Here is a 25,329-nt window from a genome sequence, read left to right on the forward strand (position 1 = left end):
TCAGGCGGGGTCGTCGTCCGGGCGGGTGCCGAAGACGATCTCGTCCCAGCTCGGCATCGAGCGGCGGCTGCGCTTCTTGCGTTCGCCACGGCTCTCGGGCTCCGGCGCCGAGGCCGGACGGCCGTCGGTCGACTGCGGTGCGGTGTCGTTCGCGCCGCCGTCCTCGAAGCCCTGCAGCGGGATGTCGACGACGCTGATCGAGGTCCCGCGGGCGGGCTCGTCACGCTGTTCGCCGAAGGACGCGGCCTCACGCTCACCACGGCGACGGCGCAGCGCCTCGAGCAGGTCGGCGGTCTCGTTGCCGGGAGCACGCTCTTCCACGGTGGCCTGGCCGATGCGGGGCAGCGGCGCACGGAGCGGTGCGTGCTGGGACGGTTCGGGCTCGGCGGCCGGCTGCTCCGGCTCGTCGACGCGGAAGGCTCCGGAGTCGAAGCGGGTGCCGTCGTCGTCCTGCTGCTCGAACTCGACCGCACGCAGGCGCGGGGCGATGCCCTCGTCGTCGGTGTGCGACAGCCGGTGGGCGTCACCGTTGTCGGGCGCGAGGGTCGAGGTCTTCGGGTCGAAACGCCACTGGGCGTCGTGCTCGACCTCGCCCGCGGTGTAGCGGACGCGGACCTGCCAGCCGCTCTCCGGGTGCTTCCAGGAGCCCCAGGTGATCGCGGTGGCCTCGCCGGCCTCGAGCTTCGCGGTGATCGCGGGACCGAAGGTGTCGGGGGCCTCGTCGTCGACCGGGGTGACCGGGACGCGGTGCGAGGCGTCGAGGATGAAGGCCCGCTCCGCCAGGACCGGACCCTCGAAGCGACGGACGTACTCGACGTCGACGTCGAGCGCGGCAGCCACGTCGGCGGCGTCGGCGCCACCGCGGATCCGTGCCTGGACGTCCTTGGGGGAGACCCGCTTCTGCGGACCGGCGTCGGGGTTCGCCTGGCGCACCTGACCCGCCAGCGACGACGAGACGGGCAACCGGAACTCGGTGCCGCCGTCGGTCGCCAGGAGGAGTGCGCCGGACTCGACTCCGATGACTCTCACGTCTTGCATGGTTCCGCCTTCCCAGCGTCGCGTACGGTCCTGCTGTCGTACCCCGTGAGTATGCAGGGAGGACGGACGGTTTCCGGGGAGGCGCACGGGCGTGCCGCGCACATCCGCAGGCCGATCCGAGAGCGCGCCGGAGCCCGGCAACGGGTGTCGGGAATGTCCGGTTCGGGTCACCGGTTGCACAGCCAGCACGACCCGCCGCAGCACTCGGTTTGCGCATCGGCGGGGCGTGGTGCAAACTGTCGCCGCCGATCACCCGGCGACGACCTCTCGATACGAGAATGGATGGGCATGGCCACCGATTACGACGCCCCCCGGAAGACCGACGACAACTCTGACTCAGAGTCGATCGAGGCCCTCAAGGAGCGCGTTCCCGACAAGATGTCGGGGGTCGTCGACGATGATTCCGACAACCCCGGCAGCTTCGAACTCGCCGGGCAGGACCTCAGCGACGTCGACCTCGACGTCGTGGTGCTGCCCCCGCAGGTCGATGAGTTCACCTGCGTCGAGTGCTTCCTCGTGAAGCACCGTTCCCAGCTCGACCACGAGTCGAAGCTCGGACCGGTCTGCGCGGAGTGCGCGTCGCTCTAGCGAGCACAGCCGCGTCGTCCTCGACGCAACGATCAGCGAAGGCCCCGCATCCCGATGGGATGCGGGGCCTTCGTCGTGGGCTGCGAGGCGGGGCCGAGCCGCGCCTCCAGGGCCGTTGCCCATGGTCCGTCAGGACCGCAGCGCCTCGACGACCTTGCCCGGGTGGCGGACGCTGATCAGCCAGTAGGGCGTCGGGTCGGCGTCGTCGCGCACCTCGACCTTGACGACCCCCCGCACGTAGCCGCGGAAGAGGGTCCAGGCGCGGGCGTCGAGTGCCGGGCCGCGCTGCTCGGTGGCCGCCGTGCCCTCGAACGCCTCGGTCGTGCCCACGAGCGTCCGGGGGAGGTGTGCCTTGCCCGCGCGGAACTCGGTGTCGGTGACCTCGATGGTGGGTGCGAGTACCCACAGGAGCACGAGGACCCCGAGCTCCATCCCGATCGCCACGAGGACGCCGGCCAGGACGCTGATGGGGAGGAAGACGAGCAGGGTGGCGGGGATCACGAGCGCCGTCGCCAGGTACAGGGCGGGCGGGGCCCAGAGTCGTTCGCGGTACAGGGTCACGGGTCCATTCGATCACGAGCGGACGAGGTCACGGAACGGTCACGGCTGCACTACCCTCGTCACGTGACCGAACCAGTCGACGTCCTCTGGACCGGGGAGCACGCTCCCGGCCACGCCCACCCCGGCGACGCGGGTGCCGATCTCGTCTCCACCGAGGCCTTCGTGCTGCAGCCGGGCGAGCGACACCTGGCCGCCACCGGACTGCGGATCGCGCTGCCCGAGGGGTACGCCGCGTTCGTGGTCCCGCGCAGCGGCCTGGCGGCGAAGCACGGCATCACGATCGTGAACAGCCCCGGCACCGTCGACTCCGGCTACCGCGGCGAGATCAAGGTCGCGCTGCTCAACACGGACCAGACGGAACCGTACGAGGTCCACGTGGGCGACCGCATCGCCCAGTTGATCGTGATGCCGGTGCCGCAGGTGACCTACACCCGGGTCGACGAGCTGCCGGACAGCGTCCGCGGACAGGGCGGGTTCGGCTCGTCGGGCTACGGTGACCGGAGCGGCGCCGTGCACGGTGCCGCCGCAGACGCTCAGGAAGGGACGCGCGCATGAAGTTCGGCCGACGCAAGCAGGACGAGGTCGAGGTGGCGGACGCCGTCGCCGACGACATCGAGGTCGCGGACACGTCCCCCGAGGTCGACATCGCGACCGATGCAGACGCGGACCACGACGAGGTCGACGCGGTCGCCCCGACGGACAAGTCCGCTCCGGACGACCGGGCCGAGAACGGCCCCCACGACGAGACCGAGGCGAACCTGGTCCGCCCCTACGTCGACCTGGGCGGGGTGAAGGTGCTCCCGCGTGAGGGCCTGCACCTGCGCCTCGAGGTCGAGGAGGGCTCGCAGCGCGTCGTCGCGGTCGGGCTCGACTACGACGACTCCACGCTGCAGGTCCAGCCGTTCGCCGCGCCCCGGTCCACCGGCCTGTGGCACGAGATCCGCGCCCAGATCGCCGAGCAGATCGAGCGCCAGGGCGGTGTCGTGACCGAGGTCGACGGCCCGTTCGGCCCCGAGCTCCGGGCGTCCGTGCCGGTCGCCGTGGATGGTGACGGCGGCACCGCCGGTTCCCGTCCGGCCCGCTTCGTCGGCGTCGACGGCCCGCGCTGGTTCCTGCGCGGCGTGATCGCCGGCAAGGCCGCCGAGCAGCCCGACGACGCCAGCGAGATCGAGGAGCTGTTCCGCAGCGTCGTCGTCGTGCGCGGCACGACGCCGATGCCGCCGCGCGACCTCATCCCGCTGCACATGCCCAAGTCGACGCAGACCGCGATCTGACGGCCTGACGAGCAACCCCGCCTGGAGGCACGGTGCCGGACCACGACGACACCCCACGACCCGAGACGGCTGGCCCCGACCCCGCTGCACCGGCAGCTGAGTCGTCGGTGGCGCCGTCGTTCTCCGCGCAGTTCCGTGACGCGGTGCAGAACGCCGGCATCGCCCGCGTCGCGCCCGGCGAGGCACCGTCCGGTCGGGCCCTGCTGGGCGCGGTCGGCGGGGTTCGTGGGCTCGCCGAGTCGGTGCTGCCCGGGTTCGCGTTCCTGGTCGTCTACGCGATCACGAAGGAGCTCGTGCCCAGCGTCGTGATCCCGGTGGTCGTCGGCCTGGTGTTCGTGGTGCTCCGGCTGGTGCAGCGGCAGTCGGTGACGATGTCGTTCGCGGGCATCCTCGGCGTCGCGGTCTCGGCCGGCCTCGCGCTCATCACCGGCCGCGCGGAGAGCAACTTCATCCCCGGCATCATCATCAACGCGGTCTGGCTCGTCGGGCTGCTGATCACGCTGGCGATCCGCTGGCCGCTCATCGGGCTCGTCGTCGGCTTCCTGCTGCCCGCGAACGAGGACGGCTCGCACGTCGACTGGCGTGCCGACCCGGTCAAGCGGCGGGTCCTGACGGTCGCCACCTGGATATGGGTCGGCCTGTTCGCCGTCCGGCTCGCGGTGGAGGTCCCGCTCTACCTGACAGCGCAGGTCGAACTGCTCGCCGGGCTGAAGCTCATCCTCGGCGTGCCGCTGTACGCGGCGGTGCTCTGGGTGACGTGGCTGCTGGTCCGCACCGTGTTCGTCCGGCGCGACGACGTCGCCGCGGTGTAGAGTTCTCTCGACATCAAGATAGTTCCTGCCGGGCGCGCACGTGTCCGCGGGATTAGGTTTGCCTTGCTGGTGGGACGGTCCACGGCCCGCGAGGATGAGGGCAAACCGATCAGTAGGGAGGCGGCACGGTGGCTGCAGTCAATAGCTTCGGCTCGAAGGACACACTGTCGGTTGGGGGTGTCGACTACGCGATCCACCGGATCGACTCGGTTCCCGGGCACGAGAAGTTGCCCTACAGCCTGAAGGTGCTGCTCGAGAACCTCCTCCGCACCGAGGACGGCAAGAACGTCACCGAGGGGCAGATCCGGGCGCTCGGCTCCTGGCGTCCCGACGCCGAACCCGACACCGAGATCCAGTTCTCGCCGGCGCGCGTCGTCATGCAGGACTTCACGGGTGTGCCGTGCATCGTCGACCTCGCCACCATGCGCGAGGCCATGGCGGACATCGGCGGCGACCCGAACAAGATCAACCCGCTGTCGCCGGCCGAGATGGTCATCGACCACTCCGTCATCGCCGACCTGTTCGGCAGCACGGACGCCCTGCAGCGCAACACCGACCTGGAGTACGAGCGGAACGGTGAGCGCTACCAGTTCCTCCGCTGGGGCCAGACCGCGTTCGAGGACTTCAAGGTCGTCCCGCCCGGCACCGGCATCGTGCACCAGGTGAACATCGAGTACCTGGCGAAGGTCACCTACACGCGTGACTTCGACGGTGAGACCTACGCGTACCCGGACACCCTGGTCGGCACCGACTCGCACACCACGATGGTGAACGGCCTCGGCGTGCTCGGCTGGGGCGTCGGCGGCATCGAGGCCGAGGCCGCGATGCTCGGCCAGCCCGTGTCGATGCTCATCCCGAAGGTCGTCGGCTTCAAGCTCTCCGGCGAGATCCCCGCCGGCGTGACCGCGACCGACGTGGTGCTCACCATCACGCAGGAGCTCCGCAAGCACGGCGTCGTCGGCAAGTTCGTCGAGTTCTACGGCGAGGGCGTCAGCGCCGTCCCGCTCGCCAACCGCGCCACCATCGGCAACATGTCGCCCGAGTTCGGTTCCACCGCGGCGATCTTCCCGGTCGACGACGTCACGCTCGACTACCTGCGCCTGACCGGTCGCGACGAGGCGCAGATCGCCCTGGTCGAGGCGTACTCCAAGGCCCAGGGCCTGTGGCACGACGCCTCGGTCGAGCCCAACTACTCCGAGTACATGGAGCTCGACCTGTCCACGGTCGTGCCCTCCATCTCGGGCCCGAAGCGTCCGCAGGACCGCATCGAGCTGTCGAAGGCCAAGGACCAGTTCGAGGTCGACCTCGCCAACTACGCGAGCATCGACCACAGCGAAGAGGACAAGGCCGTCGCCGACACGTTCCCGGCGTCCGACCCGGTGGCCGCGGCCCCCGGTGACGAGCACGCCGTGGACGACCTGCAGGACGCCCCCGGGTCCGAGGTCCCCGTGCACGCTTCGAGCGCGCCCGGCACCGTCTCGAAGCCGACCTCGGTCGCCATCGCCGACGGCGACACGTTCACGATCGACCACGGTGCCGTGGCGATCGCCGCGATCACGTCGTGCACGAACACGTCGAACCCGTCGGTCATGATGGCCGCCGGCATCCTCGCCCGGAACGCCGCGCAGAAGGGCCTCACCGCGAAGCCCTGGGTGAAGACCACCCTCGCGCCGGGGTCGAAGGTCGTCACCGACTACTACGAGAAGGCCGGTCTCACCACCTACCTCGAGCAGCTCGGCTTCTACACGGTCGGCTACGGCTGCACGACCTGCATCGGCAACTCCGGCCCCCTGCCCGAGGAGATCTCGCAGGCCGTGCAGGACAACGACCTCGCCGTCACCGCGGTGCTCTCGGGCAACCGCAACTTCGAGGGCCGCATCAACCCCGACGTGAAGATGAACTACCTGGCGTCCCCGCCGCTGGTCATCGCGTACGCCCTCGCCGGGTCGATGCACTTCGACTTCGACAAGGACGCACTGGGCACCGACCAGGACGGCAACGACGTCTACCTGACCGACATCTGGCCCGACGCGGCCGAGGTGCAGCAGGTCATCGACACCTCGATCGACACCGAGATGTTCACCCACGAGTACGGCTCCGTGTTCGAGGGCGACGACCGCTGGAAGAACCTGCCGACCCCGACGGGCGACACCTTCGAGTGGGACCAGGAGTCGACCTACGTCCGGAAGCCCCCGTACTTCGAGGGCATGACGATGCAGCCCGACGCGGTGGCGGACATCTCCGGTGCCCGCGTGCTCGCGAAGCTCGGCGACTCGGTCACGACCGACCACATCTCGCCGGCCGGTTCGATCAAGGCCGACAGCCCCGCCGGTCAGTACCTCGCCGAGCACGGCGTCGACCGCAAGGACTTCAACTCCTACGGCTCGCGTCGCGGCAACCACGAGGTCATGATCCGCGGCACGTTCGCGAACATCCGTCTGCGCAACCAGCTGCTGGACGGCGTCGAGGGCGGGTACACCCGTGACTTCACGACGCCGGACGGCGAGCAGTCGTTCATCTACGACGCCTCGGAGCACTACCAGGAGCAGGGCATCCCGCTCGTCATCTTCGGCGGCAAGGAGTACGGCTCCGGTTCGTCCCGTGACTGGGCGGCGAAGGGCACGAACCTGCTCGGTGTCCGTGCGGTCATCACCGAGAGCTTCGAGCGGATCCACCGCTCGAACCTCATCGGCATGGGCGTCGTCCCGCTGCAGTTCCCGGCGGGCGAGACGGTCGAGTCCCTCGGCCTCGACGGCACCGAGGTCGTGTCGATCTCCGGGCTGACCGAGCTGAACGAGGGCCGCACCCCGAAGACCGTGCACGTCACCGCGACGCCGAGCGAGCACTCGCCCGCCGGCAAGCAGCCGGTGGAGTTCGACGCGGTCGTCCGCATCGACACCCCCGGTGAGGCCGACTACTACCGCAACGGCGGCATCCTGCAGTACGTGCTCCGCTCGCTCGTCTGAGCGACGTGCGCACGGGTCGCTGACGCGACCACAGGACGGACGGGAGGCCCGTGGCGACACCGCCACGGGCCTCCCGTCCGTTGTCGGGTCCCGAGAATAGAGTGGGCCGACAGCCCCACGAAAGGAGCGCCCGTGAGCCTGCTCGCCAGCATCACGTCGCCGCGCGACCTGAAGCGTCTCTCCGACGCGCAGATGACCGACCTCGCCGCCGAGATCCGGCGCTTCCTGGTCGCCGAGGTCGCGAAGACCGGTGGGCACCTCGGGCCGAACCTGGGTGTCGTCGAGCTGACGCTCGCGATGCACCGCGTGTTCGACTCGCCGAACGACCCCTTCGTCTTCGACACCGGGCACCAGTCGTACGTGCACAAGCTCGTCACCGGGCGGCAGGACTTCTCCAAGCTGCGCGAACGCGGTGGCATCGCCGGCTACCCGCAGCGCAGCGAGTCCGAGCACGACATCGTCGAGTCCTCGCACGCGTCGTCGTCGTTGTCGTGGGCCGACGGAATCTCCCGCGCGTTCGGGCAGACCGGGCAGACCGACCGCTCCGTCGTCGCGGTGGTGGGGGACGGCGCCCTCACCGGTGGGATGACGTGGGAGGCGCTCAACAACATCTCTGACGACAACGACCGGCGCCTGGTCATCGTCGTCAACGACAACGGCCGCTCGTACGCCCCGACCATCGGTGGCATGGCGCGGTTCCTGAGTTCCGTGCGCACCCGCCGCGAGTACCGGGCCCTGTACGAGAGCACGCAGGCCGTGGCGGCGCGGTTCGGTGCTCCGGGTCGTGCGGTGTACCGCGGCATGCGCGGGGGCCTGCACGGCTTCCTGTCGCGACTGACGAACAACGAGGCGCTGTACTCGAACCTCGACATCAAGTACATCGGCCCGGTGAACGGGCACGACCAGCAGGCGATGGAGGCTGCGCTCCGGCAGGCCAAGGAGTACGGCGCTCCCGTGATCGTGCACGTCATCACGGAGAAGGGCCACGGCTTCGAGCCCGCCCTGCGCGACCAGGCCGACCAGTTCCACGCCGTCGGCCACATCGACCCGGAGACGGGCGAGTCGCTCGACGCCGCGTCGGGCCCCTCGTGGACCTCGGTGTTCGCGTCCTCCCTGGCCGAGGCCGGCGCCTCGGACCCTCGGATCGTGGCGATCACGGCGGCGATGCTCCGGCCGACCGGGCTGCACCTGTTCCAGGAGCAGCACCCCGACCGCGTGTACGACGTCGGCATCGCGGAGCAGCACGCCGTGACGACCGCCGCGGGCCTGGCGTACGGGGGACTCCACCCGGTCGTGGCGCTCTACGCGACGTTCCTGAACCGGGCGTTCGACCAGGTGCTGATGGACGTCGCCCTGCACAGGGCCGGCGTGACGTTCGTGCTCGACCGTGCCGGCATCACCGGTCCGGACGGCCCGTCGCACCACGGCATGTGGGACCTCGCACTGCTGCAGGTCGTGCCGGGGATCCGGATCGCCGCACCGCGCGACGCCGCGACACTGCGTGAGGAGTTCCGCGAGGCGATCGCCGTCGACGATGCCCCCACCGTGCTGCGGTGGTCGAAGGGGCAGGTCGGGCCGGACATCCCCGCGGTCCGTCGTCTCCCCGACGGTGTGGACGTGCTGCACGCCGCCGCGGACGACGTCGAGGACGTCCTCTTCGTCGCCGTCGGGTCCATGGTGCCGGTGGCACTCGAGGCCGCGGCGCTGCTCGAGGCGCAGGGCATCGGCGTCACCGTCGTGGACCCGCGCTGGGTGGTCCCGATCCCGGGTTCGCTCATCGAACTGTCGCGCTCACACCGGCTCGTCATCACGATCGAGGACGGTGTGCGCGTCGGCGGCGTCGGGACCCGGCTGCGGCAGGACCTGCGTGCCGCTGGGGTCGACACCGGGGTGAACGAGCTCGGGCTGCCCGACGCGTTCATCGACCACGCGACGCGGTCCCAGATCCTCGCCGACGCTGGGCTGACGGCGCAGGCCATCGCCCGCGACGTCATCGACCAGGTCGTCGGGACGAAGCTGCCACAGGCGAAGCCCGCGCGCTCCCGCGAGTCGGCCGCGTCCGACCGCTGACCGCTCGGCCCGGGCCCGGGTCCGGTCAGCAAAACACCGGTGTTCGCGCTGCACTCCGCGGTTTACGGGTGTTCGGTGCGCGAACACCGGTGTTTTGCGTACTGGGCCTAGCGGGAAGCGGGGCCGACGATCCGGGGCTCGTGGAACGTACCGCCGAAGACACGCTCGGAGGCACCGGAGCGATCCAGGTACGGGCTGATCCCACCGGCCTGGAACGGGTAGCCAGCGCCGAGGATGAGCCCGAGGTCGATCTCCTCGACGTGCTCGACGACCTTGTCCTCGAGCATGCGGTGCAGCTCGTCGGCCAGGGCGTCCTCGAACCGGCGCTGCATCTCGGCGGCGTCGACGGGCTTCGCGTCCTTCTTGGACGGTGCGACGAGCTTCACGGCGGCGGGGTCGTACCCGGTCGCGTTGCCCTTCTTGTCGCGGGTCAGGATCGTCCCGTGCTCAGCGATCTTCTTCAGGCCGTCGCCGGGGTAGAAGCGCTCCGGCCAGGCGGCGTGGTGCGAGTCGAGCACGTGCGCACCGACCGGCAGCCCGACGAGCTCGAGCAGCTCGAACGGCGACATCGGCAGGCCGAGCGGTGCGGCACCCTGGGCGACGGTGTCGAACGAGGTGCCTTCCTCGACGCCGCGCATCGCCTCGCCGAGCACCCGGGCGAGCACCCGGTTGACGACGAAGCCGGGCTGGTCCGCGGTGATGACCGCGGTCTTCTTCAGGGTCTTCGCGACGGCGAGGGCGGTGACGAGGGCCTCGTCCGAGGTCTTCGCCGCGCGCACCACCTCGAGCAGCGGCATGACCGCGACCGGGTTGAAGAAGTGGAAGCCGACGAGCCGCTCCGGGTTCGTCAGGACCGACGCCATCTCGTCGACGGAGAGCGACGACGTGTTCGTGGCGAGGATGGCGTCCGGGGCGATGACCTGCTCGATCTTCCGGAAGACCTCTTGTTTGACGGTCATCTCCTCGAAGACGGCCTCGATCACCCAGTCGGCGTCGGCGAAGGCGTCGTACGACACCGACCCGCGGACGAGTGCGGTGATGCGGTTGGCGTCGTCGGGGGAGATCCGGCCCTTGTCGAGCAGCTTCGTGACCTCGCCGCGGATCCGCTCGACACCGACGTCCACACGGGACTGGTCGACGTCGGTGATGACCACGGGGACCCCGAGACGGCGGGCGAAGAGCAGTGCGAACTGGGAGGCCATCAGCCCGGCGCCGAGGACACCGACCTTGGTGATCTTCTTCGGTTCGACACCTTCCGGAGCGCCGACGGGCTTCTTCGCGCGCTTCTGCACGAGGTCGAAGGCGTACATCGACGCGGCGAACTGGTCGCCGGACAGCAGGTCGGCGAGGGCGTCGTCCTCGTCGGCGAACCGTTCGTCGAGCGAGCCCGACTTGGCGGCGGCCACCAGGTCGAGTGCTCGGAACGGCGACTTCGGCACGGTGCCGATCTTCGACGCCACCTGGCCACGCGCGACCTTGACGACGGTGCCCCATGCCGCCTTCTCGAGCATGCCCGGCTCGTTCTTCCGCACGACCTTGGTCGCGCCGGTGATGACACGATCGGCCCAGGCAACGGACGAGGGCAGGAACGTGACGGACGGCACCAGGACGTCGCCGATGCCGATCTCGACCGCGGCCGGACCGTCCATCAGGCGGTTGTTCTTGAGCGGGTTCTCGACGATGACGCGGAGCGCGCGCTCCGGGCCGATCAGGCGGGGGAGCAGTGTCGCGCCACCCCAGCCGGGGATGATGCCGAGGAACACCTCGGGCAGGCCGATGCCCTGCGCGGCGGACGAGAAGGCCCGGTACGTGCAGTGCAGGGCGATCTCGAGCCCGCCCCCGAGCGCCAGGGTGTTCACGAACGCGAACGACGGCACTCCGAGGTCGGCGAACTTGCGGAGCGTGGCGTGCCCGAGGGCGGCGAGGTCGTGCGCGGCCTCGCGCGACGGGACCGCTGCGGCCTGGGACAGGTCGGCCCCCGCCGCGAAGCAGTACTCCTTGCCGGTGATCGCGACGCCCTGGATCGTGCCGGCGGCGGCCTCGGTCCGCAGGGTGTCGAGCACCCCGGACAGTTCACGGAGCGTGCGGGGTCCGAGGGTGTTCGGCCGCTTGTAGTCCTTGCCGTTGTCGAGCGTGATGAGTGCCAGCGTGCCGCCCGAGGGCATGGTCACGTGCTTCACGAACGAGTGGGTGACGACCTCGTCCTCGCTGAGTTCGGCCAGTCGGTCGTTGTCGACGATGGTCATGGTCACGCCCCCTTCCGAGCGGAACGCTCGGCCGACTTGCTGTGGTTCGGGTTCTCCCAGATGACGGTGCCGCCCTGGCCGAGCCCGATGCACATCGTGGTGATGCCGTACTTGACGTCCGGTCGCTCGGCGAACTGCGCCGCGAGCTGGTTCATGAGTCGGACACCGCTCGACGCGAGCGGGTGGCCGACGGCGATGGCGCCGCCCCACGCGTTCACGTTCGGGGAGTCCTGGGCGATGCCGTAGTTGTCGAGGAAGGCGAGCACCTGGACGGCGAACGCCTCGTTGATCTCGAACAGGCCGATGTCGTCGATCGACAGTCCGGCCTTCGACAGTGCCTTGTCGGTGGCGGGGACCGGGCCGACGCCCATGACCTCGGGCTCGACGCCGGCGAAGGCGAACGACACCATGCGCATCTTCGTCGACAGGCCGTGCTGCTTCGCACCGTCCTCGGACGCGAGCAGGCTCATGGTCGCGCCGTCGTTGAGTCCGGCTGCGTTGCCGGCGGTGACCCGTCCGTGGGGCCGGAACGGCGTCTTCAAGGCGGCCAGCGCCTCCAGGGTGGTACCCGGCCGGGGCGGCTCGTCGGTGCTGATGACGTCCCAGCCGTCGCCCTTGTTGACCTCGACCGGGATGACGTCGGGCTGCAGCTTGCCGTTCGCCCAGGCGGCGGCGTAGCGCTGCTGGGACTGGACGGCGTAGGCGTCCGTGCGGTCCTTCGTGATCGCGGGGAAGCGGTCGTGCAGGCGCTCGGCGGTGGCGCCCATGACGAGGGCGTCGCTCGACACCATGCGCTCCGCGACGAAACGCGGGTTGGGGTCGGCGTTGAAGCCCATCGGGTGGCGGCCCATGTGCTCGACCCCACCGGCGATCGCGACGTCGGCGGCACCGAAGGCGATGGCACCCGCGAGTGTCGTGACACTCGTCATGGCGCCAGCGCACATGCGGTCGATCGCGTAGCCGGGCACCGACTTCGGCAGGCCTGCGAGCATGCCGACCGTGCGCCCGAGCGTCAGGCCCTGGTCACCCTGCTGCGTGGTCGCGGCGACGGCGACGTCGTCCACCGCTGCGGTGTCGAGGGAGTCGTTCCGGTCGAGCAGTCCGCGCATCGCGTGCACCGCGAGGTCGTCGGACCGCGTCTTCCAGAACACCCCCTTCTCGCCGGCTCGTCCGAACGGTGTGCGAACGCCGTCCACGAACACGACGTCTGATGCCTTTGGCAATCCGGGCCTCCCAGATCCTCTTCGATCGGGCCGGAACGCAGGTCGCTCCGGCCTGGCCGGGCCTCGCCCGGCGACCCTGCCGACGCTATGCCCCCACCCTGGGCGGCCGCATGCCGGTTGGGCAGTTCCTACGACTCGTCGTCGTCCGTCGCGGCGGGCCGCTGTGCAGCAACGACAAAGGCCGACGCGATGATCGACGAGAGTTCCTCGACCTGCCACGGGCGCGCATCGTGCTCGGCGAGGGCGGCTCCGACCAGTTCGGTCGACACCGGCGACGGCGGTGCCCACGACACGAGCCGGAGTGTCTCCGGCGTGAGCAGGTTCTCGAGCGGGATGTCGAGCTCCTCGGCACGCTTCGTCACCGCGGCGCGCGCGGCCTTGTACCGGCGGTCGGCCGCGGGGTTGCGGTCGGCCCAGGCGCGCGGCGGCGGGAGCGTCGCCTCGCCGGCACCACGCAGGCGGGGGAGGTCCTCGGTGGTGCGGCCCTCGTCGACGGCGGCCCACCAGCGGTCGAGCTCGGAACGGCTGGCGCGGCCCGTGAAGGCCTTCAGCGCCCCCAGCTCGGCGCGCGACTCGGGTGCGGCGGCCGCAGCGGCGACGATCGCGGCGTCGGGGATGGTGCGGCCCGGGGCGATGTCCGCCTGTCGGGCGTACTCGTCACGGGCGAGCCACAGCGACCGGGCGATCGCCAGGGCGCGGGCACCACGGAGCGCGTGCATGCCCGACAACCGACGCCACGGCTCGGCGCGGGCCGGCTTCGGTGCACGGTGCAGCACCGCGTCGAACTCCTCGGCCGCGATGCGGGACTTGCCGGCCTCGTCGAGCTTCTCGGCGAGGGCGTCTCGCAGATCGGGCAACAGCTCGACGTCGAGCGATGCGTAGACGAGCCACGACTGGGGCAGGGGACGGGTGGACCAGTCGGCGGCCGAGTGCGCCTTCGCCAGGGTGATGCCGAGCAACTGCTCGACGACGGCACCGAGGCCGACACGGGGGAAGCCGGCGATGCGGGCGCCGAGTTCGGTGTCGAAGATGCGGGTCGGGACGAGGCCGACCTCCTGCAGGCACGGCAGGTCCTGCGAGGCGGCGTGGAACAGCCACTCCTCGTCGACGATGGCGGCCTGCAGGGCGGAGAAGTCGCCGATCGGGATCGGGTCGAACAGGAACGCACCGGCACCACGGCGGAACACCTGGATCAGGTACGCGCGCTGCGAGTAGCGGTAGCCGCTGGCGCGTTCGGCGTCGACCGCGACGGGGCCGTGCCCGGCGGCGATGGCGGCGACCGCGTCGAGGTACTCGTCGTGCGTGTCGATGACCTTGACGGCGTCGTGCGACGCCTCGAAGGCGGGGCCGGCAGCGGCGGCCGGAGCAGCCGAGCCGGCAGCGGCAGCTGGAGCAGCTGTGCCGGCAGCGGCAGCCGGAGCAGCCGAGCCGGCAGCGGGGCTGGCGGCGTCCTGGGGAGCGGGATCGGTCACTTGGCGAGCCTCCTCGGGGCCAGCAGGGTCACGCCGTCCGATGCGGGAGGCAGACCGGCGAGCATGGCGACGATGTCCTGCCAGGCCCGGACGTGTGCGGTGAGGTCGTCGCCGCGTGGTGTCCACGACGCGCGGAGTTCCAGCTGGGCGCCGTCGCCCTGTGCGGCGAGGTCGCCGTACCCGCGCGAGATGATCTTGGTGGCCGTGCCCGAGGCGTGGTCGTACGTCGCACCGTGCGACTCGAGCGCGTCGACGAGCCAGCTCCACGTCACGTCCGCGACGAACTCGTCGACGCCGATCTCCGGTTCGAGCGGCGCCTGGGCGAACGAGACGACGCGGAACGCGCCACCCCAGCCCTCGGGTTCTTCCGGGTCGTACAGGGCGATGAAGCGCCCGGTGCCCAGGTCCGACTCGACCCCGTGCGCGGTGCCGGACACGTCCGCCGCCAGGGCGATCGAGAACGGTGCGATCCGGGTCGGCGAGGGGATCTCGGTGACGGTGGTCTCGGCACGGCCGCTGCCGCCGGACACGAACGCGCGGAGCCGCGCGAAGGCGTCGGGCTCTCGGGTTTCGGACACACATGCAGACTAGGCTCCGGGCCATGTCCCGATCCGCGCGACCCGCCGAGGACGTCGTCCAGGAGACCGCTCGATCGGCCGGGTTCATCGCACTCGGCGCCGGTCTGGCAGCAGCAGCGGTGGGGACGGCCGTCATCGGTGGCTTCGTCGCCGCCGTCGCCCGCGCCGTCGTCACGCCTGACCGCAAGCGCAACGAGCGCGTGCCGATCCACGCCGTCGACCCGGTCCGGAAGACCGTCACGATCGAGCGCACCGCGGACACGGAACTGCAGGGCCGCTACTCGCTCTGGTTCGGCGGCGGCACCGGACACATGCGCGTCGGCGAAGTGCTCGGCACGACCGACACCACCGTCACCCGCCGCATCATCGCCATCGACGCCGGCGACCCGACCGCCGCCCGTCGCGGTCGCTGGGGCGGCTGGTTCTACCTGACACCCGGCGAACTCGACGTGCCCGTCGAGGACGTCGACATCCCCACCCCGAACGGCCCTGCCCCGGCATGGGTCGTCCGCGCCGACGATCCGGACGCCCCGTGGGCCGTGCTGGTGCACGGCCGTGGTGTCACCCGCGCCGAGACCATCCGCGCCGTCCCGGTCTTCCGCGCCGCCGGCTACTCGGTCGTCCTCGCCTCGTGGCGGAACGACGGCGTCGCCCCGCCCAGTGTCGACGGTCGCTACGGCCTCGGCAGCACCGAGTGGGAGGACGTCGACTCCGTGCTCCGCTGGCTCACCGCGCAGGACGCCCAGAGCGTCGTGCTGATGGGCTGGTCGATGGGTGGCGCCGTCGTGTTGCAGACCCTGCTCCGCTCGCGGTTCGCCGGGCTGGTCGACGGGGTCGTGCTCGAGTCACCCGTGGTCGACTGGCACGCCGTCCTGAAGTCGCAGAGCCAGCTCCTGCGCCTGCCGCGGCCGGTCCGCAAGGTCGCACAGCGCCTGCTCCGCACGCCCGTGCTCTACCGGTTGGCCGGGCTGCAGCGGCCCGTCGACCTGCGCGAGCTCGACATGGTCACCCGTGCCGACGAACTCACGGTGCCGATCCTGCTGCTGCACAGCGACGACGACGGCTTCGTGCCGTCCTCGGCCTCGCACGACCTGGCGCGCGCGCGGCCCGACCTGGTCCGGCTCGAGATCCAGACCACGGCCCGGCACACGAAGCTCTGGAACCACGACGCCGACTGGTTCGACGCCCGGATCCTCGCGTGGCTCACCGAGGTGGTCCAGCGGCGCGGCGCGGCCAGCGCGCGGTAGAGACGACCGAACGACGGACGGGAGGCGCGGTGTCAGCTGGCACCGCGCCTCCCGTCCGTTCCTGCGTCCGTTCGGTCGCTTGGTGAGCAGGAATGGTCGGGTCGCCGTCCGACACCCGACCATTCCTGCTCACGAAGCGGGTGGTCCGGCGATCGCTCCGTTCGAGGCGCTTCCTGCTGCCTCGTCGGGCGGTTCGCGAGTCTGCCGGAGCTTGCCGACCAGATCGATCACTTCGTCGAGGAGCGCGGGCGAGTGCTCATCTCGTGGGCGTGCGCGTCTGCCTCGGTCTTGTAGATCTCGCCCCATGCGATGCTCGGCGGCATGGCATAGACAGGCAGATCGGCGTCAGGGAGACAGATCTGGACGAAGTGCGGGAAAGCGGGGAACGTCCAGAGGTCTTCGTCTTCGAAGCGACTCCAGAGCAACAGCTCCCCGACGCCCAGCGGGTGGCCGAGCTCCTGACCGTTCAGCGGCGGATCGCAGCTGACCATCAGCGCATGGTGACCGTTCGGGAGCTCGATCGGTCGTTCCACTTCGCACCGGAAGACGGACGAGAACCGCTTGCTGTCCATGGACGAGAGAAAGAAGACTTCTTGCATGTCAGAACTCCGGATTGATGCCGCTGACGCGATCGAGCTGGATCGCGCGCTTCTCGATGCCGTTCGGGAGGGGGTCGCGCAACGTTGCTTCGAGCAGGAACTGCCCCGAGTTCACGCTGTGATCGGGCTCGGTCTTCCCTGACGGTAGTCCTGCGACGTCGCGGTGGTCGGCAACAGAACCAGGGTGGGACGGCGACCATGAGGCACCGGTCGCCTGAGCATCTCCGCCGTAGACACGGGAGATCTTCTGACCTTCGAAGGGCGTCGGGAACTCGTCGCCGAGCTTCTTCACCGCCGTCGGCAGATCAACCTGGTTGAGCACCCCGCCGGTCGCCGGCGACGTCGTCGCGCTGTGGAACCACGATGCCGACTGGTTCGACGCCCGGATCCTCGCGTGGCTCACCGAGGTGGTCCAGTGGCGCGGGGCGGCCAGCGCGCGGTAGACGCGACCGCAGGGCGGACGGGAGGCGCGGTGTCAGCTGGCACCGCGCCTCCCGTTTGTCGGTGGTGCCGTCTGCGACAATCGACCCATGTGGCCGTTCCGCAAGCGCCCCGACACGGTGCCCTCGTTGCCGACGAACCCCGTGCTGCAGCAGATCGTGCAGCGGGGCGGCGACTTGTCCCAGCCGCGCGACTGGGTGCACTTCGTCTACTTCCCGGACGGAGGGTCCGCCAGGGCTGCCTCCGCGCGGATCGCCGCCGCCGGGTGGAACGTCGCAGTCAAGCCGTCGGGTGCGGAGTGGTACGTCGCCGCCGATCAGCAGAACGTGCTCGTCGACGACGCCCGACTCGGCGAGGCGGTGCGGTTCTTCGAAGGGATCACCGCGGAGACCTCCGGCGCGCAGTGGGACGGCTACGAAGCGAGCATCTAGATCGTCGTTTGCTGGCCTCGCCCGAACTCCTCGAGAATGAGTCGATCCGGACGACCAGGGGTGATCTCGGCGGTCAGGTCCGAGCCTGGTGCACCAGATCGGGCAGCACGATGTGATCAGCGGGGATCGTGTACGTGACCACCTCGAGGTCGTTCGGCGCTGTCATGGTGATCCGGTCTCCTCTGTCGTCTCGGTCTGGGGCGAGAGGCCGCCCACGCTCATGGCAGCGAGGATGTCGGTCCTGCCGGGCGTGAACGCCGTGATTCCGACCGAGGTGTCAGCCTGCACGATGCAGAACCCCGGCTGCTCGTCGCCGAGCGGCACGAGCGCACGGGCGAACTCGTCGAGTCCGCGCACGTCGAAGCCCTTTTCGGCGGCAATCCTGTACTTCGTCAGGAAGGTGCGTGCCGTCGACAGCGCGCCCTGCTCGAAGATGCGCAGCCGTTCCTCGGCCAGACACCGCGATGCCACCTCGAGCGCCAGTTCCGCCCCCGGAGCGTCTGATGCGCGGAGCCGCGCGCACAGCTCCTGGACCGAGATGTGGACGACCCCGACGGAACGGTCGATCGCCGTGGCTGCCACGAGCGTTCGGTCCGTCGCGCGCAACACGACCGTCACGAGTTCATCCCCGTGCTCGACCTGACAGATCAGGACCAGCTCGTCGCCGAGGGCTTCGAGTGGGTCGATGAACGGCACGAGGTTCGGCTCCTGCTTCGAGTAGGACTGCCGGATGACCGCTGCGAACGAGCGTGCGGTCACGTCGGAGACGAGCACCTGGGCGTTCGATCCCACTGCGGCGAGGACGTCGATGACACGGTCCGGGAGCTCCACGGTCGATTCATCGGTGACCGCTCGGAGATGGTGGATCGAGATGGCCGGGGGCGCGTCGGTCACCGTCGGATCTCCGCGGACGACGGGCTGTGTCGGTACCGGACCTCGCCGTCGGGCAGAACGTCGATGTCCACTCGTGCGCGCCCCGGTTCGCTGTAGTGCCAGGACGGACCTCGGCGGTTCGACCAGCCCTCGAGCAACTCACCCGAGGCGAACCGGATGGCGATCCGCGCGCCCGTGACTGCACCGTCCGAGACGACCTTGTTGTGCAGGGCAAGGAGCTCGAGCAGGGACGGTTTGTCGCCGGGATCGAGGAACGCGTGCTCCCCGTCAGAGCCGGTCAGCGCGAAGTCGGTCTCGAACCGGAGCGACGCACCGCTCGAGAAGCGGATCGTCACGTCGGAGTCGATGCCGATGAAGTCGACGGTGTCGCCGGCGATGTCCAGCGCGAAGGGCTGGCGCGGAACGCCGCTCATCCTCGATCTCCTTCCGTGCCCGTGCCCGTGCTTCCGGTCGGCGGCTCGGTGCGGGTCGGGCGACCCTTCGGCCCGGAGACCTGCCAGGACTCGAACTCGGCATCGGGACCGGCGACGAGGGTGTCCCCGCCGTCGAAGACCAGCGTCAGTACGCCGTTCTCGGTCGAACTCCGAACGAGCTCGGCACCGAACAGCCGCAGGACCGGGAGCAGTGAGTCCTTGCGGTCGGGATCGACGACCGCGGTGCTTCCGGACCGGTCGGTGAAGGTGCACTCGGATTCGAGCTGGACGCGGTACCCGTTGCCGAACCCCAGCTCGAGCCGGAAGTCGACGCCTATGAGGTCGAGCGTGCCCGCGCGCTCGACGGTCATCGCGCCCCCGGTGGAGTCTGCCGTGTCACGGGTCACGATCGTTCACTCGTCCGAAATCTGCGCGGAGCCGACGACAGAGGGCCGGCGGAGTTCATCCCGCGTCGCATCTGTGAACCCCGGAAGTTCAAGACTGTCGACGTTCCTCTTCCTCATCCAGATCATGATCTCCCTGGGTGATTCAGGATCGTCGTTCACGGACTGCTAGTCGCCGAACAATTCGGACGACGTAGGAGTTGGACGATATCGAACTTCGTCGTAGGCCGGGAGCCACGGTTCCAGACCGAAGTGAGCACGAACCGCCTTCTCGAGGACGATCGGGGAATCGATCGTGAGCCGCGGGACCTGGGTAGCCTCCTGTCCCGTTGCCCGGCGCATTCTCGTTCCGTCGAAGTTCGTCACCCGGACTCCGTCGTAGTCGTCTGATCCGAAGCTGTAGGCGGGCAGGAAACGTGCCTGATCCGGAGCGCGGTGGCCCACTATCTGCCACATCCCCGGTCGGAATCGGGCGTCGAACGTCATCCGGGCCAGGAGTGGCGGAGTTGCGGCCACCTCGCTGAGGTCGAGGCTCTGAACTGCATCTTCAGGAACGACCAGATCGAAGACGACGACGTAGAACGAACTCTTGTACTTGCCGATCACTTGTCCGAGGGCAGCCCTGCCGTCGCCGAGGGGCACTGTGAAGATGTCGCCGATCGTGATCCTGTAGACCTGCTGTTTCGTACTCAATACGGGCTTCCTCCTGCCGCGTCGTAACGCTTGTCGCTCATCTGGTGGCGCTTGTTGGACAGGCCGCCATCCGGGTTGCCCTTGTTCGTGGGTCCGCCTTCGTTGCGAATGTGGAACTCTTCTCGACGGTCCAGGTCGACTCCTGGGTGCCCCCTGTCGATCCTCTCAAATCTGAACGCCGCATCCGGGTGTTCTCGTGCGTGAGCGGCCTGGCGCAGGAGGAAGTGGTCTTCACTCTTGGTCTGTCCGATGTAGGGCTTCAGGCCGTCGGTGATGTCCGTGCGCCGGTAGATGATGCCCGGTGGTACCGGCGTCTCGTCGCCGAGCTTCGCCACGGACGTCGGCAGGTGGACCTTCGACATCGTGCCGCCGGTGGCCGCCGACGTCGCCGCACCCTCGGCAGCGTTCCGGAGCAGGCCGCCGGGGGTCACCGGCTGGCCACTCACCGCGTAGTTCGCGACGTTCTCCGCCGCACCTTCTGCTGCGTTCTTGACCAGCTGCTTGCCGATCAGGGCTCCGGCGCCACCGCCGACGGCACCGAAGGCCCCGCTGACGGCGACCTGGCCCCAGTTGACCTCGCCGGTGGTGGCCTTCTGGATGATGGTGTCGGCACCGGCGCTGATCAGCATCATGCCGACCGGACCGCCGACGCCGGTGGCGACGAGCACCCCGCCCGCGACGACCATGGCACCGCCGGCGACGTACTCCCAGTTGTCCGCGAACCAGTCACCGGTGGCTGCAGCGGCCCGGGCGAGCGGACCCTGTTCGGCTGCCGCGTAGGCCTCCAGCTCCGCGTCGGTGACGGGCGCGAGACCGAGCGGGTCGATGGCGTGCAGCGGATCGTTGCCGGCGAACGAGTACGGGTTGCCGGCCCAGGCTGCTCCGGCGGGCGCGCTGATCGGGTCGACGGACAGGAAGCCGCGCGACGACGAGTCGTAGGCGCGAGCACCCATCCACTCCAGGCCGGCGACCTGCAGCGAACCGTCGGCGCCGAGGGCGACCCCGCCCGGCAGACCGGAGCCGCCGAGGTCGACGAGCGTCTGCCACGGGTCGGCTTCGTCGGCTGCTCTGGTCGTGCGTCGACCGCTGGTGATCCAGCGGTCGTCCACCCCGATCAGGCCGCCGGGAGCGCGGAGCACCGGCTCGTCACCGACGGCCAGGAGCGTCGGCGCGAACGCGGCGGTGTCCCAGTCGATCGGGACGCCGTCGACATCGGCGAGTTCACCGAGGGCGTCGACCTGCAGGTCGGTTGTGGTGCTGCCTGCCGCGGTGGACTCCGCCACCCCGGTGAGGTGACCCTGCGGGGTCCAGCCGTACGTGGTCGTCACGCCGTCGGCTCGGAGCGCCTGCACCCGACGACCAGCGCCGTCGTAGGCGTACTCCACTTCGGGCAATCCGTCCGGAGCGTCGACCCTGCTCAGCTGTCCGGCGGCGTCGTACGTGAACCGTCGGGCCGCGGAGTCCGTCCGTTCCTCGACCAGACGCCCCGCCGCGTCGTAGACCCAGTCCGTGCGACCACCCTCGTGGACGGCGGCCACGAGCTGTGCGGCATCGTCGTGCTCGTAGGAGACGCTCTTCCCGGCGCCGTCGACCCGGGTGATCCGCCCATCGGCGTCGCGTGCGACCGTGCTGACCTGCGTGCCCTCCGCGTCGATGCGCGCGTGCCGGACCACGTGTCCGTTCACGTACTCCCAGGTCTGCAGCTGATCGCCGGCGCGGGCCTGCAGGAGTCGCCCTGCCGCGTCGTGCTCGTACCGGGCCTCGCCGAAGACCGAGTGCTCGACCCGGACGACCCGCCCTGCCGCGTCGTGCTCGTACCGGGTCGTGGACCCGTCGGGAGACTGCACCGAGGTGCGGAGCCCGTCGGCATCGTGGGTCCACCGCGTTTCGCGCGCGCCGGTTGAGCGGCGGACGAGCTGCCCGAGTCGGCTGAACTCGAGGACGTGGGCGGTGGGGGAGTCCGGACGGGTCTCGTCGGTGATCGTCACCGTGCGGGTGCGGGAATCGCGGTCGATGCGGTCGATGCGGCCGATCAACCGGTCACCGGCGTACTGCGCGGATTCCCGACCAGCTGCGTCGTACTCCCACCGCAGCACAGCGCCGTCCGGGTCGGTCTGGGTGAGCTGTCGTCCGGCGGTGTCGTAGGTCGCGATCGTCGTGCGCCCGAGCTGATCCGTGGACGAGGCCACCTTGTCGAGCTGCGTGTACGTCCGGACGGTCACGCCACCCAGCGGATCGACGGTGCGGACGAGTCGTCCACGCTGGTCGTACTCGTAGCGGGTGGTGCCGCCGAGCCCGTTCACCGCGGCGACGAGCTGTCCGGCGGCGTCGTACCGGAAGCTCCGCTGGCCGAAGCGGGTGTCCCGCGCCGAGACCACGCGACCGACCCGGTCGTACCGGTACCGCACGGTGCCGACTCCGGGGACGTCGGCGTGGACGACCCGACCCTGGCGGTCGTACTCGGTCCGGGCGACCTCGCCGGTCGGCAGGGTGCGCGCGACGACCCGCGAATCGGCGTCGTAGGTCAGCGTGGTGCGTGCGCCGGCCGGGTCGATCGCGTTGACCGGGCGACCGCACGCGTCGTACTCGTACCGGGTGGTTCGGCCAGCCGGGGTGGTGACGGCGACGACGCGTCCGGCGAGGTCACGTTCGATCCGGGTGAGGCCCCCGTCCGCGCCGACGAGCTCGACCGGGCGGCCGCAGGCGTCGTACGTCGTGAGTTCGGCGGACGTGTCCGCGTGCTCGAACCGGGTCGGACGCCCGAACTCGTCGGTCGTCACGGAAACGGCGTCGAAGGCGTCGCGAACCGTGGAGACGCCGTCCGCGCGCGAGCGACGCACCTCGGTGCGGACACCGGTCGGGTCGACCGTGGCACCGAGGGCTCCGACCGCGTCGTACTCGCGCTTCCAGGTGCCGCCGGCCGGGTCGACCACGGCCTCGAGTCGGGAGAGCGCGTCGTGCACGAACGCCCACTCGGCACCGTCGGGCAGGGTCATCGACGAGACGTTGCCGAAGGCGTCGAAGTCCTTCGTCACGACGCGACCGAGGGGATCCGTGGTGGACACGATCTCGCCGTGCTGGCCGTAGGTGACCTCGGTGCGCGCACCGGTCGGGTCGATCGTCGCCGTGACCCGACCGCCGTCGCCGTGCTCGAACCGCCACAGCCCGCCGTCCGGGTCCTCACGCGCGGTGAGCAGTCCGGCGGCGTCGTAGCGGTACCGGGTCCGGTTGCCGAGCGGTGTGACCGCCTCGATGATCCGGCCTCCGGGGTCGCGGACCAACTGCGCGGTGTCACCGACGGCGTTCTCGACCCCGATGAGCTCACCGGACGCATCGTGGTGGAAGGAGACGACGACGCCCATCGGATCGGTCGTCCCCACGAGCAGGCCGTCCCGCCACTCGAGCAGCGTGCGACCGCCGACAGGGTCGATGACGACGGAGGGGTTCCGGTCCTCGCCCGCGTACTCGTACTCGACCACCCCGCCGTTCGCGGTGACCACCGTGGTCATGCGGTCCTGCTCGTCGTACCCGAAGGTCAGGTCGGCGCCCTCCGGTGTCACGGTCCGGGCGCGCCGTCCCCGCTCGTCGTACCCATGGACGGTCACCTGGCCGTCGCGCTCGGTCACCGAGACGAGGTTGCCGTGCGGGTCGTACGACATCGACTGGCGCTGCCCGTCGGTGTCGATGATCCCGACGACGCGGCCCTTCCGGTCGGCAATCCAGGTGTTCGCGTGGGCCCCGTCGACGTCCGACACCGAGGTGACCCGCCCCCGCAGGTACGTGAACCGGACCTGTCGACCGAACGGTGTGCGCTGCTCGACGACCCGGCCGCGGTCGTCGTAGGTGTTCTCGCACTCGACGACCCCCGTCGCCGCGGTCACTCGGTCGATCAGCCCGTCCGCGTTCCAGCGGTACACGCGACTGCCGACGGCATCGGTCGTCCGGACCAGCCGGCGGGCGTCGTCGTAGTGGTACTCGACGCGTCGCCCGTCCGACGCCGTCACCGACGCCACCCGGTCGCCGCGGTACTCGATGTCGACGAACCGCCCGAACACGTGCGAGAGCCGGGTGATCCGGTCGTGCTCGTCGCGTCGCACGGTCACGGCGGTGCCCGCTCCACGCGCACAGCTCAGCCACAGTCCGGACGGCGTGAACGCCCACCGACCGCCGGCGTTGTCCCGCACGACGAGCGAGTCCTGCTCGGCCCGGAGCCACAGGTCCTCGTCGACGCCGCGGCCCCACCCGTCCCCCTGTCGCGGGAAGTCGACCTGCCGACCGTCGTCGAGCACGACCGAAGCAACATCGTCGCTGACCTCGAGCCGGATGTCGAGGATCGAGGACCAGCCGAGCCCGAACACCCCGATGCGGCCGTCGAGCGAGTTGTACATCCGGGTGAACCGGAGCGACGCAGCCTGCCCCGCGAAGGACAGGTCGGTCTCGGGCTCGAGGAAGTTCCCTGTCGCGGTGTTCACGGGGTCGTCGGCGAACCCGTTGGTCGGGGGCGTTCCCATCGCCGAGAAGGGTCCGATGGTGAAGTCGTCACGTCCGGCGTCGATCCCCGCCGAGGACAGGGCGGCCGCGATCGCCGCGTCCGACAGCGTCGCGGGCCCGGCACCACCACCGGCGGCCTCGAACTGCGCGGCGACGGTGCCCGCCCAGTCGGCGTCCTGCCCGTTCGCCGTGAGCCAGTCGTTCACCGCGGTCAGCAGCGACTGGGCGTTCAGGGTGCCCCAGCAGGGGTTGCACTCGGCCTCGTAGTCGCTCAGGGCGTTGCGGAACGTGGAGACGGCGCTCGACAGGTCCGAGTCGAGCGTCCGGGTGTTCGCCTCGAAGGAGCGGAGGTCTTCGGGGACGGCCGACGACGTCCCACCGCTGGTCCCACCACCCGCGGGGATCTCGCGGCCCTTGACGCTGACCTCCTCCGCCTGCAGTCGCGGCTCCGGCTCGGGCTCCGGCGGCTTCGGGTCGTCGCCCCCGCCGAACCACGTCGAGACCTCGTGCCCGGCAGCGACGAGGAGGTTCTCCTCGCGTTCACGCTTGCGGGCGTCCCACGCCTTCGCCTGCTTCCGCCGGTCGTCCTCGTCCTTCGCGGCGTCGCGGAGCTCCTGCACGAACCCCGACAGGCTCTGCAACGACTCGACGAGCTTCGTCGCGCTGCGCGCACCGATGTCGGCGTTGTCCGCGAAGACCTCGGAGAAGTACCCCCGGAACTCTGCACTCGCGGTCGTCACCGACGACGACCGCGATCCGGACTGGCCGCCGATCGACGACGCGAGCGCCGTCGAAGCCGATTTGAGCGTGTCCGCCGCGCCGTACGAGTAGCCGGTCGGATCGTTCCCGTGGATCTTCGCCATCGTCAATTCCCCCCGTGGTGCTGAC

The 25,329-nt window shown here is 70.2% G+C and carries 22 protein-coding genes; 9 read left to right on the forward strand and 13 right to left on the reverse strand.

Annotated elements, in window-relative coordinates; translation table 11 throughout:
• The gene (gene sepH / locus ITJ50_RS15285) at nt 1-1,029 is read right to left on the reverse strand and encodes a septation protein SepH (protein ID WP_159556382.1); all 1,029 of its coding nucleotides are present in this window, start codon (nt 1,027-1,029) and stop codon (nt 1-3) included.
• Nucleotides 1,030-1,326: 297 nt separating this feature from the next.
• Here sepH and ITJ50_RS15290 point away from each other — a divergent pair, with 297 nt between their 5' ends.
• The gene (locus ITJ50_RS15290) at nt 1,327-1,626 is read left to right on the forward strand and encodes a DUF4193 domain-containing protein (RefSeq protein ID WP_017886098.1); all 300 of its coding nucleotides are present in this window, start codon (nt 1,327-1,329) and stop codon (nt 1,624-1,626) included.
• Nucleotides 1,627-1,755: 129 nt separating this feature from the next.
• Here the strand turns inward: ITJ50_RS15290 and ITJ50_RS15295 are convergent, their stop codons facing one another.
• The gene (locus ITJ50_RS15295; RefSeq protein WP_194590856.1) at nt 1,756-2,187 is read right to left on the reverse strand and encodes a DUF3093 domain-containing protein; all 432 of its coding nucleotides are present in this window, start codon (nt 2,185-2,187) and stop codon (nt 1,756-1,758) included.
• A gap of 63 nt (nt 2,188-2,250) precedes the next feature.
• On the opposite strand from ITJ50_RS15295, the gene dut reads away from it, so the two are divergent.
• The 5 genes from dut (at nt 2,251) to dxs (ending at nt 9,309) form a co-directional block, all read left to right on the forward strand.
• The gene (dut, locus tag ITJ50_RS15300) at nt 2,251-2,742 is read left to right on the forward strand and encodes a dUTP diphosphatase (protein WP_017886100.1); all 492 of its coding nucleotides are present in this window, start codon (nt 2,251-2,253) and stop codon (nt 2,740-2,742) included.
• Nucleotides 2,739-3,461: a DUF3710 domain-containing protein gene (locus ITJ50_RS15305; RefSeq protein WP_017886101.1), complete on the forward strand. Its 723-nt coding sequence runs from the start codon at nt 2,739-2,741 to the stop codon at nt 3,459-3,461. The genes dut and ITJ50_RS15305 overlap by 4 nt, the downstream gene beginning before the upstream one ends.
• A gap of 32 nt (nt 3,462-3,493) precedes the next feature.
• Nucleotides 3,494-4,273 (forward strand): DUF3159 domain-containing protein, encoded by a 780-nt coding sequence (locus tag ITJ50_RS15310; RefSeq protein ID WP_017886102.1) that lies wholly within the window; start codon nt 3,494-3,496, stop codon nt 4,271-4,273.
• Nucleotides 4,274-4,401: 128 nt separating this feature from the next.
• Entirely contained in the window at nt 4,402-7,239 is a 2,838-nt protein-coding gene (locus tag ITJ50_RS15315) for an aconitate hydratase (protein ID WP_194590857.1), read from the forward strand.
• A 132-nt stretch (nt 7,240-7,371) separates the two neighbouring features.
• Nucleotides 7,372-9,309 (forward strand): 1-deoxy-D-xylulose-5-phosphate synthase, encoded by a 1,938-nt coding sequence (gene dxs / locus ITJ50_RS15320; RefSeq protein WP_194590858.1) that lies wholly within the window; start codon nt 7,372-7,374, stop codon nt 9,307-9,309.
• Between the two features lie 107 nt (nt 9,310-9,416).
• Here dxs and ITJ50_RS15325 read toward each other — a convergent pair whose 3' ends face one another.
• From ITJ50_RS15325 to ITJ50_RS15340, 4 genes are all read right to left on the reverse strand, one after another.
• Nucleotides 9,417-11,555, reverse strand: coding sequence for a 3-hydroxyacyl-CoA dehydrogenase NAD-binding domain-containing protein (locus ITJ50_RS15325; RefSeq protein ID WP_159556376.1), 2,139 nt, complete (start codon nt 11,553-11,555; stop codon nt 9,417-9,419).
• A gap of 2 nt (nt 11,556-11,557) precedes the next feature.
• The gene (locus ITJ50_RS15330) at nt 11,558-12,778 is read right to left on the reverse strand and encodes a thiolase family protein (RefSeq protein ID WP_081612195.1); all 1,221 of its coding nucleotides are present in this window, start codon (nt 12,776-12,778) and stop codon (nt 11,558-11,560) included.
• A gap of 128 nt (nt 12,779-12,906) precedes the next feature.
• Complete coding sequence (locus tag ITJ50_RS15335) at nt 12,907-14,250, reverse strand: HRDC domain-containing protein (protein WP_416354622.1); 1,344 nt, start codon at nt 14,248-14,250, stop codon at nt 12,907-12,909.
• On the reverse strand, nt 14,247-14,828 hold the full coding sequence (locus tag ITJ50_RS15340; protein ID WP_017886108.1) for a DUF3000 domain-containing protein: 582 nt from the start codon (nt 14,826-14,828) through the stop codon (nt 14,247-14,249). The genes ITJ50_RS15335 and ITJ50_RS15340 overlap by 4 nt, the downstream gene beginning before the upstream one ends.
• Before the next feature lie 23 nt (nt 14,829-14,851).
• On the opposite strand from ITJ50_RS15340, the gene ITJ50_RS15345 reads away from it, so the two are divergent.
• Nucleotides 14,852-16,075: an alpha/beta fold hydrolase gene (locus tag ITJ50_RS15345; protein WP_017886109.1), complete on the forward strand. Its 1,224-nt coding sequence runs from the start codon at nt 14,852-14,854 to the stop codon at nt 16,073-16,075.
• A gap of 227 nt (nt 16,076-16,302) precedes the next feature.
• On the opposite strand, the gene ITJ50_RS15350 is transcribed toward ITJ50_RS15345, so the two are convergent.
• Nucleotides 16,303-16,674, reverse strand: coding sequence for a hypothetical protein (locus ITJ50_RS15350; RefSeq protein WP_194590859.1), 372 nt, complete (start codon nt 16,672-16,674; stop codon nt 16,303-16,305).
• Nucleotide 16,675: 1 nt separating this feature from the next.
• Complete coding sequence (locus ITJ50_RS15355; protein ID WP_139179670.1) at nt 16,676-16,996, reverse strand: hypothetical protein; 321 nt, start codon at nt 16,994-16,996, stop codon at nt 16,676-16,678.
• On the opposite strand from ITJ50_RS15355, the gene ITJ50_RS17685 reads away from it, so the two are divergent.
• Together ITJ50_RS17685 and ITJ50_RS15360 are read left to right on the forward strand one after the other, a co-directional pair.
• Nucleotides 16,989-17,117 carry a hypothetical protein gene (locus ITJ50_RS17685; protein ID WP_267237865.1) on the forward strand — a complete coding sequence of 43 codons (129 nt, stop codon included), beginning with the start codon at nt 16,989-16,991 and terminating at the stop codon, nt 17,115-17,117. The two genes, ITJ50_RS15355 and ITJ50_RS17685, sit on opposite strands and share 8 nt — an antisense overlap.
• Before the next feature lie 87 nt (nt 17,118-17,204).
• A complete protein-coding gene (locus tag ITJ50_RS15360; RefSeq protein ID WP_071250850.1) occupies nt 17,205-17,546 on the forward strand; it encodes a ribonuclease E inhibitor RraB in 342 nt (113 codons plus the stop codon).
• Nucleotides 17,547-17,708: 162 nt separating this feature from the next.
• On the opposite strand, the gene ITJ50_RS15365 is transcribed toward ITJ50_RS15360, so the two are convergent.
• The 5 genes from ITJ50_RS15365 to ITJ50_RS15385 form a co-directional block, all read right to left on the reverse strand.
• On the reverse strand, nt 17,709-18,440 hold the full coding sequence (locus ITJ50_RS15365; protein WP_194590860.1) for a hypothetical protein: 732 nt from the start codon (nt 18,438-18,440) through the stop codon (nt 17,709-17,711).
• A complete protein-coding gene (locus tag ITJ50_RS15370) occupies nt 18,437-18,853 on the reverse strand; it encodes a DUF6188 family protein (protein WP_140448014.1) in 417 nt (138 codons plus the stop codon). Before ITJ50_RS15370 ends, ITJ50_RS15365 begins: the two co-directional genes overlap by 4 nt.
• The gene (locus tag ITJ50_RS15375; protein ID WP_194590861.1) at nt 18,850-19,260 is read right to left on the reverse strand and encodes a DUF6188 family protein; all 411 of its coding nucleotides are present in this window, start codon (nt 19,258-19,260) and stop codon (nt 18,850-18,852) included. Before ITJ50_RS15375 ends, ITJ50_RS15370 begins: the two co-directional genes overlap by 4 nt.
• Nucleotides 19,261-19,425: 165 nt before the next feature.
• Nucleotides 19,426-19,950, reverse strand: a complete 525-nt coding sequence (locus ITJ50_RS15380; RefSeq protein ID WP_071250846.1) for an Imm26 family immunity protein — start codon at nt 19,948-19,950, stop codon at nt 19,426-19,428.
• Complete coding sequence (locus ITJ50_RS15385; RefSeq protein WP_194590862.1) at nt 19,947-25,304, reverse strand: DUF6531 domain-containing protein; 5,358 nt, start codon at nt 25,302-25,304, stop codon at nt 19,947-19,949. The genes ITJ50_RS15380 and ITJ50_RS15385 overlap by 4 nt, the downstream gene beginning before the upstream one ends.
• Between the last annotated feature and the right edge of the window lie 25 nt (nt 25,305-25,329).

The sequence above is a fragment of the Curtobacterium sp. VKM Ac-2889 genome (genome assembly GCF_015350855.1).
GTDB lineage: Bacteria > Actinomycetota > Actinomycetes > Actinomycetales > Microbacteriaceae > Curtobacterium > Curtobacterium poinsettiae.